The 15092-nt window shown below is 71.9% G+C and carries 13 protein-coding genes; 9 read left to right on the top strand and 4 right to left on the bottom strand.

The window, feature by feature from the left end; translation table 11 throughout:
* The first annotated feature begins 55 nt into the window (after positions 1-55).
* A complete protein-coding gene (locus DEJ48_RS35145) occupies positions 56-820 on the top strand; it encodes an NAD(P)-binding domain-containing protein (protein WP_223832303.1) in 765 nt (254 codons plus the stop codon).
* Positions 821-847: 27 nt separating this feature from the next.
* Here the strand turns inward: DEJ48_RS35145 and DEJ48_RS35150 are convergent, their stop codons facing one another.
* Genes DEJ48_RS35150 through DEJ48_RS35160 form a run of 3 tightly spaced genes read right to left on the bottom strand, consistent with a single transcriptional unit; the run spans position 848 to position 5437 of the window.
* Positions 848-2353, bottom strand: coding sequence for an APC family permease (locus tag DEJ48_RS35150; protein WP_223832304.1), 1506 nt, complete (start codon positions 2351-2353; stop codon positions 848-850).
* Entirely contained in the window at positions 2350-3918 is a 1569-nt protein-coding gene (locus DEJ48_RS35155) for a GMC family oxidoreductase (protein WP_150220160.1), read from the bottom strand. The genes DEJ48_RS35150 and DEJ48_RS35155 overlap by 4 nt, the downstream gene beginning before the upstream one ends.
* Positions 3919-3970: 52 nt before the next feature.
* Entirely contained in the window at positions 3971-5437 is a 1467-nt protein-coding gene (locus DEJ48_RS35160; RefSeq protein ID WP_150220161.1) for an aldehyde dehydrogenase family protein, read from the bottom strand.
* Between the two features lie 254 nt (positions 5438-5691).
* On the opposite strand from DEJ48_RS35160, the gene DEJ48_RS35165 reads away from it, so the two are divergent.
* Positions 5692-6261, top strand: a complete 570-nt coding sequence (locus DEJ48_RS35165; protein WP_150220162.1) for a GNAT family N-acetyltransferase — start codon at positions 5692-5694, stop codon at positions 6259-6261.
* Here DEJ48_RS35165 and DEJ48_RS35170 read toward each other — a convergent pair.
* Positions 6258-7313: an NAD(P)/FAD-dependent oxidoreductase gene (locus DEJ48_RS35170; RefSeq protein WP_150220163.1), complete on the bottom strand. Its 1056-nt coding sequence runs from the start codon at positions 7311-7313 to the stop codon at positions 6258-6260. The genes DEJ48_RS35165 and DEJ48_RS35170 overlap by 4 nt on opposite strands.
* Positions 7314-7403: 90 nt before the next feature.
* Between DEJ48_RS35170 and DEJ48_RS35175 the strand changes: the two genes are divergently transcribed.
* The 7 genes from DEJ48_RS35175 to DEJ48_RS35205 all read left to right on the top strand — a co-directional run bounded on the left by DEJ48_RS35175 (position 7404) and on the right by DEJ48_RS35205 (position 15073).
* Positions 7404-8042: a helix-turn-helix domain-containing protein gene (locus tag DEJ48_RS35175; protein WP_150220164.1), complete on the top strand. Its 639-nt coding sequence runs from the start codon at positions 7404-7406 to the stop codon at positions 8040-8042.
* Between the two features lie 100 nt (positions 8043-8142).
* Positions 8143-9111 carry an NADPH:quinone oxidoreductase family protein gene (locus DEJ48_RS35180; protein WP_150220165.1) on the top strand — a complete coding sequence of 323 codons (969 nt, stop codon included), beginning with the start codon at positions 8143-8145 and terminating at the stop codon, positions 9109-9111.
* The gene (locus DEJ48_RS35185; protein ID WP_150220166.1) at positions 9108-10295 is read left to right on the top strand and encodes an acyl-CoA dehydrogenase family protein; all 1188 of its coding nucleotides are present in this window, start codon (positions 9108-9110) and stop codon (positions 10293-10295) included. The genes DEJ48_RS35180 and DEJ48_RS35185 overlap by 4 nt, the downstream gene beginning before the upstream one ends.
* Complete coding sequence (locus DEJ48_RS35190; protein ID WP_150220167.1) at positions 10292-11395, top strand: acyl-CoA dehydrogenase family protein; 1104 nt, start codon at positions 10292-10294, stop codon at positions 11393-11395. The genes DEJ48_RS35185 and DEJ48_RS35190 overlap by 4 nt, the downstream gene beginning before the upstream one ends.
* Before the next feature lie 162 nt (positions 11396-11557).
* The gene (locus DEJ48_RS35195; protein WP_150220168.1) at positions 11558-13147 is read left to right on the top strand and encodes an ABC transporter substrate-binding protein; all 1590 of its coding nucleotides are present in this window, start codon (positions 11558-11560) and stop codon (positions 13145-13147) included.
* Between the two features lie 65 nt (positions 13148-13212).
* Positions 13213-14178, top strand: a complete 966-nt coding sequence (locus DEJ48_RS35200) for an ABC transporter permease (protein WP_150220169.1) — start codon at positions 13213-13215, stop codon at positions 14176-14178.
* A 10-nt stretch (positions 14179-14188) separates the two neighbouring features.
* Positions 14189-15073 carry an ABC transporter permease gene (locus DEJ48_RS35205; RefSeq protein ID WP_150221586.1) on the top strand — a complete coding sequence of 295 codons (885 nt, stop codon included), beginning with the start codon at positions 14189-14191 and terminating at the stop codon, positions 15071-15073.
* The last annotated feature ends 19 nt before the right edge of the window (positions 15074-15092 follow it).

A 15092-nucleotide genomic window follows, 5' to 3' on the forward strand; every position in this document is an offset into this window, starting at 1 on the left:
CATGGATACTCCGTCCGGGGCGAAACCTCCATCGACACGACAGGGGAGTTCAGTGGTGAACCGCATCGGGATCATCGGCGTGGGCGAGATCGGCCGGGCCATGGTGGACGGCTTGTGCGACGGTGTCCAGGAACCGCCGGAGATCCACCTCTCCCCGCGCGGGGCCCGAACGGCCGCCGAGCTGGCGAGCCGGTACCCCGGCGTACGGGTGTGCGCGGACAACCAGGAGGTCGCGGACCGCGCCGAGCTGGTGATCCTCGCCGTCCGCCCCCAGGACCGTACCGAGGCCCTCGAAGGACTGCGGGTCGGCGACGACAAGGTCGTGCTCAGCGTCATGGCGGGCGTCGGCGTCGACGAGGTGCGCGACCTGCTCGGCACCGCCGCCCCCGTGGTGCGCGCCATCCCGCTGCCCGCCGTGCGCGAACGCCGCTCCGTCACCGTGACCTTCCCGTCCCACCCGGCCGTCGACGCCCTCTTCGACGGGCTCGGCGGCGCGCTGCCGGTGGCGGACGAGGCGGACTTCGCCGTGTTCTCCACGCTGACGGGCACGTTGAGCGCGCACTACGCGTACCTGGCGACCCTCACCGACTGGGCCGCCCGGCAGGGCGTTCCCGCCGAGGAGGCCGACCGTTACGTCCGCGGCCTCTTCCAGGCCGTCGGACGGGCGCTGGGCGACGGGACGCGCTCGCCGAAGCAGCTGGCGGGCGACCACGAGACGCCCGGCGGAAGCAACGAGCGCATCCGCACCACGTGGTTCGACGGGGGCAACGCCGAGTCCCTCACCAAGGCACTCGACGCGCTCCTCGCCCACCTCCGGTAGCCACGACGCCGGCCACGGCTCACGGGGTCACGCGGTGTCCGCCTCGTCGGGCACCGCGTTGTCCGCCGGGGCGTCGCTGCGGCCGTAGTGGTGCGTCGTGAACATGTAGAGCAGGCCCGCGGCCACCACGACGCCGCCGCTCAGCAGCACGATCCAGTTGTCGTACCAGGGCGCTTCGGGCGTGCGGGGCCAGGCGATGTTGACGATGGCGAAGATCCCGTACGCGAGCGCCCCGAAGTTGACCAGCAGACCCCATCGCCCGAGCCGGTACTCGCCGCTCGGCTTCCACCCCTTCAGACGGGCTCGCAGCGCGGCGAGGACGACCATCTGGAAGGCCGCGTAGATGCCGAGGATCGCGAAGGACACGATCTTCGTGAGGGCGTCCTCCGAGATGAGCGAACCGACGGCGATGAGCGCGGGCACGACCGCCGCGATGAGCAGCGCGTACGGCGGGACCGCGCGCGCCGACGAGAACTTCCGCAGCAGCCGGTGGCCGATGATCATCTCGTCCCGTGCGTACGAGTAGATGAGTCGTCCGGCGGCGGCCTGCAGACTGATCGTGCAGGACAGGAAGGAGATGAGGACGACGGCCATGACCGTGCGCGCACCCGCCTCGCCGAGGGCGTCGAAGAGCACCCTGACCACCGGGTCGGTGTCCTCGCCCGAGATCACGGCCCGGTAGTCGACGACGGCGAGGAGCAGCGTCAGACAGGTGAACGTCGCCGCCGCCCCGCCGACGTAGATGGTGCGGCGCATCGCCTTCGGGATGACCTTGCCGGGGTGCTTGACCTCCTCGGCGACGTCTCCGCACGCCTCGAAGCCGTAGTACTGGTAGAAGCCGATGATCGCGGCGCCGAGGAAGACGGGCAGGTAGGAGCTGTCACCGGCCGCGCCGTAGTCGTCGAAGAGGACGCCGAGGCCGTGGAAGCGGTGCGTGGTCAGCAGGATGATGCCGACGACGAGCGCGCCGAGCAGCTCCGCGCTGAACCCGATGAGCGCCGCCCATGAAAGCGCCTTCGTACCCGCGTAGTTGATGAGCACGGAGATCACGATCAGCGCGATCGTGCACAGCACGGTGGTGTGCACGGTGGGTTTGAAGCCGAGCAGGATCGCGATGTAGGGCCCCGCGCCGTACGCGACGCTGGTGATGGTGACGAGCAGCGCCCACATGTAGACCCAGCCGGTCATCCACGCCCAGCGCACGCCCCACAGCCGCCGCGCCCACGGATAGACGCCGCCCGCGACCGGGTACTGCGCGACGACCTCGCCGAAGACGAGGGCGACGAGGAACTGCCCGCACCCCGCCATGACGAACGCCCAGATCATCGGCGGGCCACCGTCGGCGAGGGCCGTGCCGAAGAGGGTGTACGTGCTCACGACGGGGGAGAGGTAGGTGAAACCGAGGGCGAAGTTCGCCCACGGGCCCATCTCCTTGCGGAACTCCGAGTTCTCCTCGCCGGGAGCCGTGTCCGTGCCCGAGTCCTTGCCCGTGCCCGCGTTCGCGGTGCCGTCCGGGGTATCCGCGGTGCTCACTGATCGGCCCCTTCCGTGCCGGCGGCCCCGGGGGCGGGCCTCGCCATGATGAGGTCCGCGGCGCGTTCGGCGGCGAGGAGCACCGTGACCATGGGGTTGATGGTCGGCATGGTCGGGAAGATGGACGCGTCGACGATGCGGAGACCGTCGTGTCCGCGCAGGCGCAGCTGCGGGTCGACCACGGCCATCGGGTCGTCCTCCGCGCCCATCCGGCAGGTTCCCGCCGGATGGTAGACGGTGTGCGCGGCCCGCCGCCCGTACTCCGAGAGGTCGGCGTCCGACTGCACGTCCGGCCCCGGGGCGACCTCGCGCAGCAGCCAGTCGCTGAGCGGAGCGGTGGCGGCGACCTCGCGCGCGATGCGCAGACCGTCGACGATCGTCCGCTCGTCGTGCCCCTCCGGATCCGTGAAGTAGCGGAAGTCCAGGGCCGGTTTGACGGACGGGTCGGCGCTGCGCAGCCACATGCGGCCGACGGAGCGGGCCCGCGGCACGTTCGGCGTCATGCAGACCCCGTGCTCGGGAACGGGATAGCCGAGGCGTTCCGTGTTGACGGTGAACGGCACTTGGTAGAAGTGGAACATCAGGTCGGGGCGCGGCCCGCCCGCCGCGTCGCGGCGCAGGAAGAGACCGGCGTCGGAGTCCATGGCCGAGTTGGGCGGCAGCGGTCCGCTCGTCTCCCACACCATCACCGACTCGGGGTGGTCGAGGAGGTTCTCGCCGATCCCCGGCAGATCCGCGCCGACCTCGATGCCGAGGTCGCGCAGCTGGTCGGCGGGGCCGATGCCGGAGAGCATCAGGAGCCGGGGCGTGTCGATGGCGCCCGCGCAGAGCAGGACCTCGGCCTCCGCCTCCAGGATCGACACCGAGCCGTCGGGGTTGCGGACCTGCACGCGGGTGAAGCGGCCCTCTTCGTCGCGCAGCAGCCGGTACGCCCATGTCTCCAGGCGGAGCGTCAGGTTCGGGCGGTCCATGACGGGGTGCAGGTACGCGACCGACGCGGAGGAACGGTTGTTGGTCTGCGGGTCGTACGCGAGGGAGAAGAACCCCGCGCCGTCGGTGAACGGACGGGCGTTGAAGTCCTCGACGACCGGGACGCCGAGCCGGCTGGTCGCCGCCGTCACGAAGTCCTGGGCGATCGGGTTACGGTCGGCGGCGCCGACCGGCACGATCGTGTTCTGCAGCCGCGACCGGTACGGCAGGATCGTGTCGGGCCCCCATCCTTCGCAGCCGCTCGCCACCCACTCGTCGAGGTCCTCGGGGAACGGCAGGAAGCTGATCAGGGTGTTGTGCGAGGAGCAGCCGCCGAGCACGCGGGCCCGGGAGTGCAGGATGTGGGAGTTGCCGCGCGGCTGCTCCTCGGTGGTGTAGCCGTAGTCGAACTCGCCGCCGAGCAGGTTGATCCAGTTGCGGAGCTTCAGGATCCGGTCGTCGCCGACGTCGCTGGGCCCGCCCTCCACCACGCAGACCCGGGACGCCGGGTCCTCGCTCAGCCGGGCGGCCAGTACGGACCCCGCCGTACCGCCGCCGATGATCAGGTAGTCGTAAGTCGTCGTCTCGTCGGCCATGCCGCTGCCTTCCCTGTCGTCCGTGCTCGTCCGTGTGGAGCGCCGAGCCCGTTCAGCCCTTGAACCAGCCGGAGGGGCCCGGCCTGAGGTTCTGGTAGATGTGCTTGGCCTCCTGGTACTCGCGCAGGCCCGTCGGCCCGAGCTCCCGGCCGAAACCGGACATGCCGAAGCCGCCCCACTCCGCCTGCGGGACGTAGGGGTGGAAGTCGTTGATCCAGACCGTGCCGTGCCGCAGCCGGGCGGCGACCCGCTGGGCGCGGCTCGCGTCGTTCGTCCAGATGCCGCCCGCCAGGCCGTACCGGGTGTCGTTGGCCAGCTCGACGGCCTCGTCCTCGGAGCGGAAGCGCTCCACCGTGACGACCGGGCCGAAGACCTCCTCCTGCACGATGCGCATGGAGCGGTCGCAGTCGGCGTAGATCGTGGGCAGCAGGAAGTAGCCGCGCGACAGCTCGGGCGCGTCGGGCCTGCGGCCGCCGCACACCAGCCGCGCGCCTTCCTCGCGGGCCACCTCCAGATAGCCCTCGACCTTCTCCCGGTGCTCCGCCGAGCTCAGCGGACCGCTCTCGGTCTCCGGGTCGAGCCCGTTGCCCAGCCGGATGGTCTGCGCACGGGCGGCGAGCCGCTCCACGAACCGGTCGTGCAGGGAGTCCTCGACGAGCAGCCGGGAGCCCGCCGAGCAGACCTGACCGGAGTGCAGGAACGATGCTTCCAGCGCGTGGTCGACGGCCGCTTCGAAGTCGCAGTCGGCGAAGACCACGTTGGGGTTCTTGCCGCCGAGCTCCAGGGCGAGGTTCTTCACGCCCGGCGCGCACGCCTCCATGATCCGGCGCCCGGTCGCCAGACCGCCGGTGAAGGAGACCAGGTCCACCTCGGAGTGCGCGGACATGGCCGCGCCCACGGTGCTGCCCGGGCCGAGCACCAGGTTCGCGACCCCGGCGGGCGCGCCCGCCTCGGCGATCAGCTTGATCATGTGGATGGTGGAGAGCGGCGTGGTCTCACTGGGTTTGAGGACGAAGGTGTTGCCCGCGACCAGGGCGGGGGCGACCTTCCAGGAGGCCTGCAGCAGCGGATAGTTCCAGGGCGCGATCAGGGCGCAGACCCCGATGGGGTGGTACGTGACCCGGCTCAGCACGTCGGGGCCGACGTCCACGACCCGGCCGCCGTCCTTGTCCGCGATCTCGGCGAAGTAGCGGAACGCGTTCGAGACGTCCTCGACGTCGATCCGGGCCTCGGCGAGCGTCTTGCCCGTGTCCAGGGACTCGACGTGGGCGATCTCCTCCTGGTCCCGCAGCAGGAACCGCGACACCTTCAAAAGCACGTCCGCGCGCTCCCGGGTCGGCGCGTCCGACCAGTCGCCGCGGTCGAAGGCCCGCCGCGCGGCCCGCACGGCGAGGTCGACGTCCGCCTCTCCGGCGTCGTCGACCTGCTGCACCACGGACGCGTCGAACGGATTGATCACATCCCGCCGCGCCCCTTCGACGGCCCCCGTCCACTCCCCGTCGACGAACAGTTCCGGCATCGTGCGCTCCCTCGCTCTGGTCCCTGTCCGGTGCCGAAGCCGCCACCGGCACGCACACCGGCACCAACATCGTCCGAGCGGCGCGCACGGGCCGCGGGGACGCACCGACGGGAGGAGGGTTGGGGGCAGATGTGACCTGGTTGGGCTAGGGACCGGCCGGGGTGCCGGGACGGACGGGGCAGTCACGGGCACCGCGTCGCAAACCCGGCCGAGGCGCCTGCGGCTCCGTCGGACAGCGGTGCGAGAATCCCGCAATGGTCAACACGGAAACGGTCAGCGCAGAAGAGCCCGCCCGCACCGCCCTCGTTCCCGCCGGGCCCCAACTTCGGCCTGTGGTCGAGCGGTTGGCCCAGCTCTACCGGCACGACATGTCGGAGTTCATCGGGTACCTGCCCTCGCCCGACGGGACGTACGACTTCGGCAAGCTGCCGCTGTTCTTCGACGAGCCGGGGCGGTCGGCCCTGCTCATCCAGTACGGGTCGGTGCCCGCCGGTTTCGTGCTGACCCGCCCGATGTCCGAGGGCGCGACCTCGATCTCCGCGTTCTTCGTCGTACGGGCACTGCGCCGACGCGGTGTCGGCCGGGAGGCCGCCCTTCAGCTGCTGCGCTCCCGGCCGGGCGCGTGGGCCATCGCGTTCCAGCCCGCCAACGCGGGGGCCGCCCGGTTCTGGCGCGGGGTCGCGACGGAGGCGGTGGGATCCGACTGGTGCGAGGAGTCGCGGCCCGTCCCCGCCTCCGTGGCCGGGAACGTGCCGGACGACCAGTGGATCCTGCTGGACACGAGCCCGCCGCGGCCCGGGCCTGCCGCACCGGCCGCGTCCTAGTCCGCGGCGAGTTCGTGGATGCGGGCGCCGGCCGACACACGCGCCACCTCCGCCTCCAGGCGAGGCGAGAAGACTCCCGCGCGGCGCCGGGCCACTTCCACGTCGAGGTCCGCCATGACGAGCTCGGCGTTGATCGTGGAGCCGGCCCGGTAGCCCGCGCTCGCGGCGTTGATCACCTGCTCCATGGGGCTCGCGGCGTTGCCCACCGCCCAGACGCCGGGAACGCTCGTGCGGCCGGTCTCGTCCACCTTCGGGTACGGGCCGAACGGGGTGTCCTGGTGCTCGGCGCCGAGGTCGGTCAGGAGACCGCCGCGGGCCACCGGCCTCGCGGCGACGAACAGCACCGAGCGGGGGAAGACCCGGCCGTCGGCGAGCCGCACGCCCGCCAGCCGGTCGTCCTCGACCGCGAGGCCCGCGACCTCTCCCTCCACGACCTGGACCCCCGCGGCCGCCAGGCGCTCCCACTCCTCGTCCGGCAGGTCCCGCACGGTGTGCAGGAACAGGGTCACGTCCTTGGACCACTGGGTGACGAGCAGCGCCTGGTGACTGGTGAAGGGCTCGGACGCCAGGACGCCGAAGGGTTCGTCCCGCACCTCCCAGCCGTGGCAGTACGGGCAGTGCAGCACGTCACGGCCCCAGCGCTCGGCGACACCCGGCACGTCGGGGAGTTCGTCGACCAGGCCCGTCGCCATGACGACCCGGCGTGCGTGCACGCCCCCGCCCTCCGCCAGCGCGATCCCGAACTCCCCGGCGCCGTCCGGCCGCACGGCCGACACGCGGTCGCGCACGACCTCCACCCCGTACCGCGCCAGCTCCCGCCGTCCCTCGGCGAGGAACTCGGCGGGCGGCATGCCGTCCCGCGACAGGTAACCCTGCATGTGCGCGGCGGGCGCGTTGCGCGGCTCGCCCGCGTCGACGACGAGGACCCGTCGGCGTGAGCGGCCCAGCACGAGGCCGGCGCTCAGCCCCGCCGTTCCCCCGCCGACGACCACCACGTCGTACGCCTGCCCGTTCCTCATCTCGTTCCGCCTGTCCTGAGCGTTCTCGGTCATCGCGACCACCTCCACTCGCACCATGCCCCCAGTCGTGCGGTATCGACAAGCAGCCTTGCTGATACCGCAAGAAGTGTCATGATGGTCGGCATGAGTGAAAAGCGCGCCGGGCACGGCCGGGAAGGCGACACCGGGGAACCGGAAGCCATGGATCAGGTCCTCACCGAGGTGGGCCCCAGGCTCCGCCGCATCCGCAAGGAGCGCGGCGCCACCCTCGCCGGCCTCTCCGCGGCCACCGGTATCTCCGTCAGCACCCTGTCCCGCCTGGAGTCCGGGCATCGCAAGCCCAGCCTCGAACTGCTCCTGCCGATCGCCCGCGCCCATCAGGTGCCCCTGGATGAGCTGGTCGGCGCCCCGCCGGTCGGCGACCCGCGCGTGCGGGCCAAGCCGATCGTCCGGCACGGGCGCACCATGCTGCCGCTCACCCGACAGCCCGGCGGCCTCCAGGCGTACAAGGTGGTCGAGCCGGCCCGCACCTCGCCCGCTCCGGACCCGCAGACGCACGAGGGGTACGAGTGGCTGTACGTGCTCTCGGGCAGGCTGCGCCTGATCCTCGGCGACCACGACGTGGTGCTCGGGCCGGGGGAGGCGGCGGAGTTCGACACCCGGGTCCCGCACTGGTTCGGGGCGACGAGCGAGGGGGGTGCGGAGTTCATCAGCCTCTTCGGGCCGCAGGGGGAGCGGATGCACGTACGGGCCCGGCCCACCCGCAAGGGTGAGGCGGACTGAAAGGGGCGCGGGAGGGTGCCACGGGGCTGTTCCCTTGGGGGCAAGCGACCGCTTAGTATGCGGACGAGCATGGTCTACGACAGCCCCGTGGAGGCCCCGCATGCAGGCATGGCAAGTGCACGAGAACGGCGAGCCGGGCGAGGTGATGCGTCTCGCCGAGGTGGAACGCCCTCCGCTCGACGAGGGGCAGGTGCTGCTGAAGGTCCGCGCCGCGAACATCAACTTCCCGGACGCGCTGCTCTGCCGGGGGCAGTACCAGGTCAGGCCGCCGCTGCCGTTCACGCCGGGTGTGGAGATCTGCGGTGAGACGATGGGCGGGGAGCGCGTGATCGCCAACTCCGTGCTGCCGTACGGAGGTCTCGCCGAGTACGCCGTCGCGGACGCGGCCGGGCTGCTGCCCGCCCCCGACGCGCTCGACGACGCGGAGGCCGCCGCGCTCCACATCGGCTACCAGACCGGCTGGTTCGCCCTGCACCGCCGCGCGCACCTCCAGGAGGGCGAGACGCTGCTCGTGCACGCGGCCGCCGGTGGTGTGGGCAGCGCCGCGGTGCAGCTCGGCAAGGCGGCGGGCGCCAAGGTCATCGGCGTCGTCGGCGGCGAGGAGAAGGCGCGGGTCGCGCGCGAGCTGGGCTGCGACCTCGTCCTCGACCGGCGCTCGGACGATGTGATCGGCGCCGTCAAGGAAGCGACCGGCGGACGCGGCGCCGACGTGATCTACGACCCCGTGGGCGGCGACGCCTACACGAAGTCCGCGAAGTGCGTGGCCTTCGAGGGCCGCATCGTCGTCATCGGTTTCGCCAGCGGCTCCATCCCGACCCCCGCGCTCAACCACGCCCTCGTGAAGAACTACTCGATCGTGGGCCTGCACTGGGGCCTGTACAAGACCAAGGACCCGCGCTCCATCCTGCGCTGCCACGAGGAGCTCACCGAACTCGCCGCCAAGGGCGCCATCAAGCCGCTGGTGAGCGAGCGCGTGCCGATGGCCGACGGGGCGTCCGCCGTGCAGCGCGTCGCCGACGGCGTCACCACCGGCCGCGTGGTCGTCCTGCCGCACGGTGGTGCCGCATGATCGACGCCGACGGACTCCGTACCCGTACACGCGCGTTGCTCGCGGCGCACCCGCCCGCCACCACGGACCGCGCCGACTTCCTCAAGGCCCGCTTCGACGCCGGACTCGCCTGGGTGCACTACCCCGAGGGCCTCGGCGGCCTCGGCGCGCCCCGCTCCCTCCAGGCCGTCGTGGACGCCGAACTGGAGGCCGCAGGCGCACCCGACAACGACCCCCGCCGCATCGGCATCGGCCTCGGCATGGCCGCGCCGACCGTTCTAGGCTTCGGCACCGAGGAGCAGAAGCAGCGCTTCCTGCGCCCGCTGTGGACCGGTGACGAGGTGTGGTGCCAGCTCTTCAGCGAGCCGGGCGCGGGTTCCGACCTCGCGGCGCTCGGCACGCGCGCCGTCCGCGACGGGGAGAACGGCGACTGGGTGGTGAACGGCCAGAAGGTGTGGACGTCCAGCGCCCACACCGCGCGCTGGGCCATCCTCATCGCCCGCACCGATCCGGACCTGCCCAAGCACCGCGGCATCACGTACTTCGTGTGCGACATGACCGACCCCGGCGTCGAGGTGCGGCCGCTGCGCCAGATCACCGGCGAGGCGGAGTTCAACGAGGTGTTCCTCACCGACGTGCGCATTCCCGACGCGCACCGGCTCGGCGAGGTCGGCGACGGCTGGAAGGTCGCCCAGACCACCCTCATGAACGAGCGCGTCTCCATCGGCGGCATGCGCATCCCGCGCGAGGGCGGCATGATCGGCCCCGTCGCCAAGGCCTGGCGCGACCGCCCCGACCTGCGCACCCACGACCTCCACCAGCGCCTCATGAAGCTCTGGGTCGACGCGGAGGTCGCCAGGCTCACCGGCGAGCGGCTGCGCCAGCAGCTCGTCGCGGGGCAGCCGGGCCCCGAGGGCTCCGGCATGAAGCTGGGCTTCGCCCGCCTCAACCAGGAGATCAGCGGCCTGGAAGTGGAACTCCTCGGCGAGGAGGGGCTGTTGTACGACGACTGGACGATGCGCAGGCCCGAGCTCGTCGACTTCACGGGCCGCGACGCGGGCTATCGCTACCTGCGGTCCAAGGGCAACAGCATCGAGGGCGGGACCAGCGAGGTCCTGCTGAACATCGTCGCCGAGCGCGTCCTCGGCCTGCCCGCCGAGCCGCGCACCGACAAGGACGTAGCCTGGAAGGACCTCGCGCGATGAGCGACCTGCTGTACTCCGAAGAGGAAGAGGCGCTGCGCTCGGCCGTGCGGGGCCTGCTCGCCGACCGGTGCGACGCCGCCACCGTCCTCGCCCGCGCCGAGTCCCCGGCCGCCGACGGACCGCACGACCGCGAACTGTGGAAGGCGCTCACCGAAGGCATGGGTCTCGCCGGGCTCCTCGTCCCGGAGGAGCTGGGCGGTCAGGGCGCCACGCATCGCGAAGCGGCCGTCGTCCTGGAGGAGTTGGGCCGCGCGGTCGCGCCCGTGCCCTACCTCACCAGTGCCGTCGTCGCCACCGAGACGCTGCTCGCCTGTACGGGGAGCGAGGCCACCGAACTGCTCGCGGCGCTCGCCGCCGGGCGCACGGTGGCCGCGCTCGCGGTGGGTCTCGCGGCCGCCCCAGGGGCCGCCTTCCCGGGCGTACGTCACGTAGAGGGTGCCCTGCACGGCGAGTCGACCGGCATCGCGGACGCGGCCGGCGCCGACATCCTGCTCGTCCCCGCCGACGACGGCGCGCTCCACGCCGTCCACACGGCGCAGGACGGTGTCACCGTCACCCCGCGGACCTCCCTTGACCTCACCCGGCCCCTCGCCACCGTGACGTTCGAGGGCGCCGCGGCGCGCGAGCTCACCCGGGACGCCGCCCCGGCGGTACGGCGCGGCCTGCGGGCCGGTGCCGCGCTGCTCGCCTCGGAACAGCTCGGGGTCGCCGAGTGGTGCCTGACGGAGACCGTCGGGTACACGAAGGAGCGCAACCAGTTCAACCGGCCCGTGGGCTCATTCCAGGCGCTCAAGCACCGCCTCGCGGAGCTGTGGCTGGAGGTCGTGAACACCCGCGCCGCGGCGCGCAACGCCGCCGACGCGCTCGCCACGGAGAGCGCCGACGCGGACGTGGCGACCGCGCTCGCCCAGGCGTACGCCGCCCCCGTGGCGGTGCACGCCGCCGAGGAGGCGCTGCAACTGCACGGCGGCATCGGCATGACCTGGGAGCACCCCGTCCACCTGTACCTGAAGCGCGCCAAGGCGGACTCGATCGCCTACGGCACGGCGGGCCGGCACCGTGCGGCGCTGGCGGAGCTGGTTGATCTCAGGGCCCCCTGAGCCCCGACACGTCAGGGCCCCCGAGCCCCGACACCCCACCCCCGTATTTTTGATGCAGCCCGCACCTACCAGGTGCGGGCTGCGCGTTTTACGCCGTCATTACGTAGGGCATAATTGCGAGCCGTTCGCAACAACGGTTGATCTTCAGTAGGGGTGTGGAGCATGAGGGCCCGATCGATACGGGGCGCAGGCGCGACGGCGACGGCGGCCGCGATAGCGGTCGCCGCCTCCGCGTGCTCGGCGCCGGGCGACGGCGGCAGCGACGCGAAGGACTCCGCGGTCGTCGGCATCGCCTACGAACCCGAGACCCTCAGCCCGCTCCTCGGCTACGGCAAGGACGGCAACTCGAAGATCTTCGACGGCCTGCTCACGCACGACGCCGACATGAAGCTCAAGCCGGCCCTCGCGGCCGAGCTGCCCGAGGTCGCCGACGACGGCAAGACCTACACGTACAAGCTGCGCAAGGGCGTCAAGTTCAGCGACGGCAAGCCCTTCTCCGCCAAGGACGTCGTCTTCACGTACGAGACGATCCTCGACAAGAAGACGAACAACGCCTCCAAGACCGAGCTGGACGCCGTCAGGAGCGTCGAGGCCAAGGACGCCGACACCGTCGTCTTCCACCTCAAGTACCCCTACGCGCCGTTCGCCGAGCGCACCGTCCTGCCCATCGCCCCCGAGCACGTCGCGGGCAAGCAGGACGTGAACACCGGCACCTTCACCACCAAGCCGGTCGGCACAGGACCGTACAAGCTGGTCAAGTGGTCCAAGGGCGAGAAGCTGACCTTCAAGGCCAACCCCGACTACTGGGGCGGCGCGCCGAAGGTCAAGAACTTCACCATGGCGATCATCAAGGACGACGACATCCGCGCCACCCGGCTCGACGCCGGTGAGCTCGACGGCGCGATCCTGCCGCCCAACCTCGCCAAGAAGTACAAGAGCGACGACGCCAAGAACACCTACGCCGCCAAGACCTTCGACTACCGCGTGGTGACCCTGCCCACCGGCAACGAGGTCACGGGCGACACCGACATCCGCCGCGCCCTCGACACCGGCGTGAACCGCAAGGCCATGGTCGACTCGATCCTGTACGGCGAGGGCAAGGAGGCCTACGGGCCCGTCCCGACCGACAGCCCCTGGTTCACCAAGGGCACCGAGCGCAAGTTCGACGCCGACAAGGCGAAGAAGATCCTCGACGACGCCGGATGGAAGCCGGGCAAGGACGGCATCCGCGAGAAGGACGGCGTCCAGGCGAAGTTCCCGCTCTGGTACCTCTCCGGCGACAAGCTCCGCCAGGACCACGCCCTCGCCTACGCCTCCGACGCCAAGAAGATCGGCGTCAAGGTGGAGGTGCAGTCCGGCACGTGGGAGGTCATCGAGCCCCGCATGCCCAAGGACGCGGTCCTCGCCGGCGGCGGCTCCCCGGCGGACCCCGACTTCGACCAGTACACGCTCCTGAAGTCCTCCCTCGCCGGTGACGGCTTCAACAACATGGCGCACTACGACAACCCCAAGGTCGACAAGGCCCTGGAGGAAGCCCGCAAGAGCGGCGACCACGCCAAGCGCCAGGCCGCGTACGACACCATCCAGCGCGAGCTCGTGAAGAACCCCGGCTACACGTTCCTCACCCACATCGACCACCTCTACGTCGTCGACAAGAAGTTCGGCGACCTGACCACCCAGGTCGAGCCGCACGACCACGGACTGGCCTCCGGCCCCTGGTGGAACGTCGAGGACTGGCAGCCGAAGAAGTGACACCGGCACCGGCGATATCCAAGACCCCGAGGGAGGCGACGCGCCGTCGCCTCCCCTGGGGGCCGATGGCGCGCCTCGTGGGCCGGCGGGCCCTGTTCGCCGTCCCCGTGCTGCTGGTCGTCACCTTCGGGGTCTTCGCCGTCGCCGCCGCGTCGCCCTTCGACCCCGTCAAGGCGTACGCGGGCACGGCAGGGCTCACCGCCTCGCAGGAGAACCTCGACCAGCTGCGCGCCAACCTCGGCGTCGACCGGCCGCTGGCCGCTCGCTGGTGGGACTGGCTGACCTCGGCGCTCACCGGTGACTTCGGGGACTCCAGCACCCTCAGGCAGCCCGTCGCGGACGCCATCGGCGAACGCATCGGCTGGTCCGTGCTGCTCGCCGCGACCGCGTTCGTCGTCGCCATCCTGCTCGGCACCGCGCTCGGTGTGCTCGCCGCGCGCAGGCCCGGCGGCTGGCTCGACCGCGCCGTGACGTCCCTCGCGTACACCCTCGAAGCCGCCCCGCCCTTCTGGCTCGGCCTGCTCGCCGTCTGGCTGTTCGCGCTGAAACTGGGCGTCCTGCCCTCCGGCGGACTGACCGACACGGCCAGCTCGACCGTGACGGCCGGACAGGTCGCGAGCCACCTGGTGCTGCCCGCCGCCGTGCTCGCGATCTCGCAGCTGCCGTGGTTCGTCCTGTACGTGCGTCAGGGGGTCGGCGACGCCCTCGGCGACGACCCCGTGCGCGGGGCACGCGCGCGTGGCCTCGCCGAACGGACCGTGCTCCTCGGCCACGCGCTGCGCTCCGGCATGCTGCCCGTCCTCACGCTCATCGGCTCGCGCGTGCCCGAACTCATCACCGGAGCGCTCCTGGTGGAGACCGTCTTCAGCTGGCCCGGCATCGCCGCGGCCACCGTGCAGGCCGCGACCTCCGTGGACTTCCCGCTGCTGGCCGCGCTGACCGCGCTCGCCACCGTCGCGGTCCTCCTGGGCAACCTCGTGGCCGACCTCCTGTACGGCCTCGCCGATCCGAGGGTGGGATTCGATGGCTGAGACGACCGAGATGACCGGGACGGCTGAGAACGCCGACATCGTGTGGCGCGACCGGGGCGGTGCGCGCCGCTCCACGCGCGCGTGGCGGGTGCGCACCTCCGCGGTGCTCGTCGCCGCGGTCGTCCTCGCCGTCCTCCTCGTACCCCCGCTCGTCCACCTCGACGAGCAGGCCGTCGACCTCGCGTCGAAGCTGCGGCCGCCGTCGCTCGCGCACCCCTTCGGCACCGACGACGTGGGCCGCGACCTGCTGCTGCGCTGCGTGTACGGGCTTCGGGTCTCGCTCCTCGTCGGTGTCGTCGCGGCGGTCGTCGCCACCGTCATCGGCACGGCGGTGGGCGCGCTGGCCGCCGCCTCCGGAGGCTGGGTGGACCGCCTGGTCATGCGGCTCGTCGACGTCTTCGCGTCCGTGCCGCACCTGCTGCTCGGCATCTTCATCGTCGCGATGTTCCGGCCCGGCGTCTGGCCTGTCGTCGTGTCCGTGGCGCTCACGCACTGGCTGTCCACCGCCCGCATCGTGCGCGCCGAGGTCCTGTCGCTGCGCTCGCGGCCCTACGTCGACGCGGCGATCTCCGGCGGCGCCTCGCGGCTGCGCGTCGCCGTGCGGCACCTGCTGCCCGGCGTCCTGCCGCAGGCCGGACTCGCCGCCGTCCTGATGGTGCCGCACGCCATCTGGCACGAGTCCGCGCTGTCCTTCCTGGGCCTCGGCCTCCCTTCCCACCAGGCGAGCCTCGGCACGCTCGTGCAGAGCGCCCGCGGCTCGCTCCTCGCGGGCGACTGGTGGCCGACGCTGTTCCCCGGCCTGTTCATCATCGTGCCCACCCTGGCGATCGCGGGCCTCGCGGGCGCCTGGCGTGAACGGATCAACCCCCGGCGCCGATCGGAGCTCATGCTGTGACGGTCCCCGTCCTTTCCGT

The organism is Streptomyces venezuelae, from assembly GCF_008642315.1.
Lineage (GTDB): Bacteria > Actinomycetota > Actinomycetes > Streptomycetales > Streptomycetaceae > Streptomyces > Streptomyces venezuelae_D.

What these genes read in the sequence shown, in the direction of transcription:
- DEJ48_RS35195 (WP_150220168.1), top strand. Translation starts at nt 11,558, where the DNA reads ATGAGGGCCCGATCGATACGGGGCGCAGGCGCGACGGCGACGGCGGCC.
- DEJ48_RS35155 (WP_150220160.1), bottom strand. Translation starts at nt 3,918, where the DNA reads ATGGCCGACGAGACGACGACTTACGACTACCTGATCATCGGCGGCGGT.
- DEJ48_RS35205 (WP_150221586.1), top strand. Translation starts at nt 14,189, where the DNA reads ATGACCGGGACGGCTGAGAACGCCGACATCGTGTGGCGCGACCGGGGC.
- DEJ48_RS35200 (WP_150220169.1), top strand. Translation starts at nt 13,213, where the DNA reads ATGGCGCGCCTCGTGGGCCGGCGGGCCCTGTTCGCCGTCCCCGTGCTG.
- DEJ48_RS35185 (WP_150220166.1), top strand. Translation starts at nt 9,108, where the DNA reads ATGATCGACGCCGACGGACTCCGTACCCGTACACGCGCGTTGCTCGCG.
- DEJ48_RS35170 (WP_150220163.1), bottom strand. Translation starts at nt 7,313, where the DNA reads ATGACCGAGAACGCTCAGGACAGGCGGAACGAGATGAGGAACGGGCAG.
- DEJ48_RS35165 (WP_150220162.1), top strand. Translation starts at nt 5,692, where the DNA reads ATGGTCAACACGGAAACGGTCAGCGCAGAAGAGCCCGCCCGCACCGCC.
- DEJ48_RS35160 (WP_150220161.1), bottom strand. Translation starts at nt 5,437, where the DNA reads ATGCCGGAACTGTTCGTCGACGGGGAGTGGACGGGGGCCGTCGAAGGG.
- DEJ48_RS35190 (WP_150220167.1), top strand. Translation starts at nt 10,292, where the DNA reads ATGAGCGACCTGCTGTACTCCGAAGAGGAAGAGGCGCTGCGCTCGGCC.
- DEJ48_RS35180 (WP_150220165.1), top strand. Translation starts at nt 8,143, where the DNA reads ATGCAGGCATGGCAAGTGCACGAGAACGGCGAGCCGGGCGAGGTGATG.
- DEJ48_RS35175 (WP_150220164.1), top strand. Translation starts at nt 7,404, where the DNA reads ATGAGTGAAAAGCGCGCCGGGCACGGCCGGGAAGGCGACACCGGGGAA.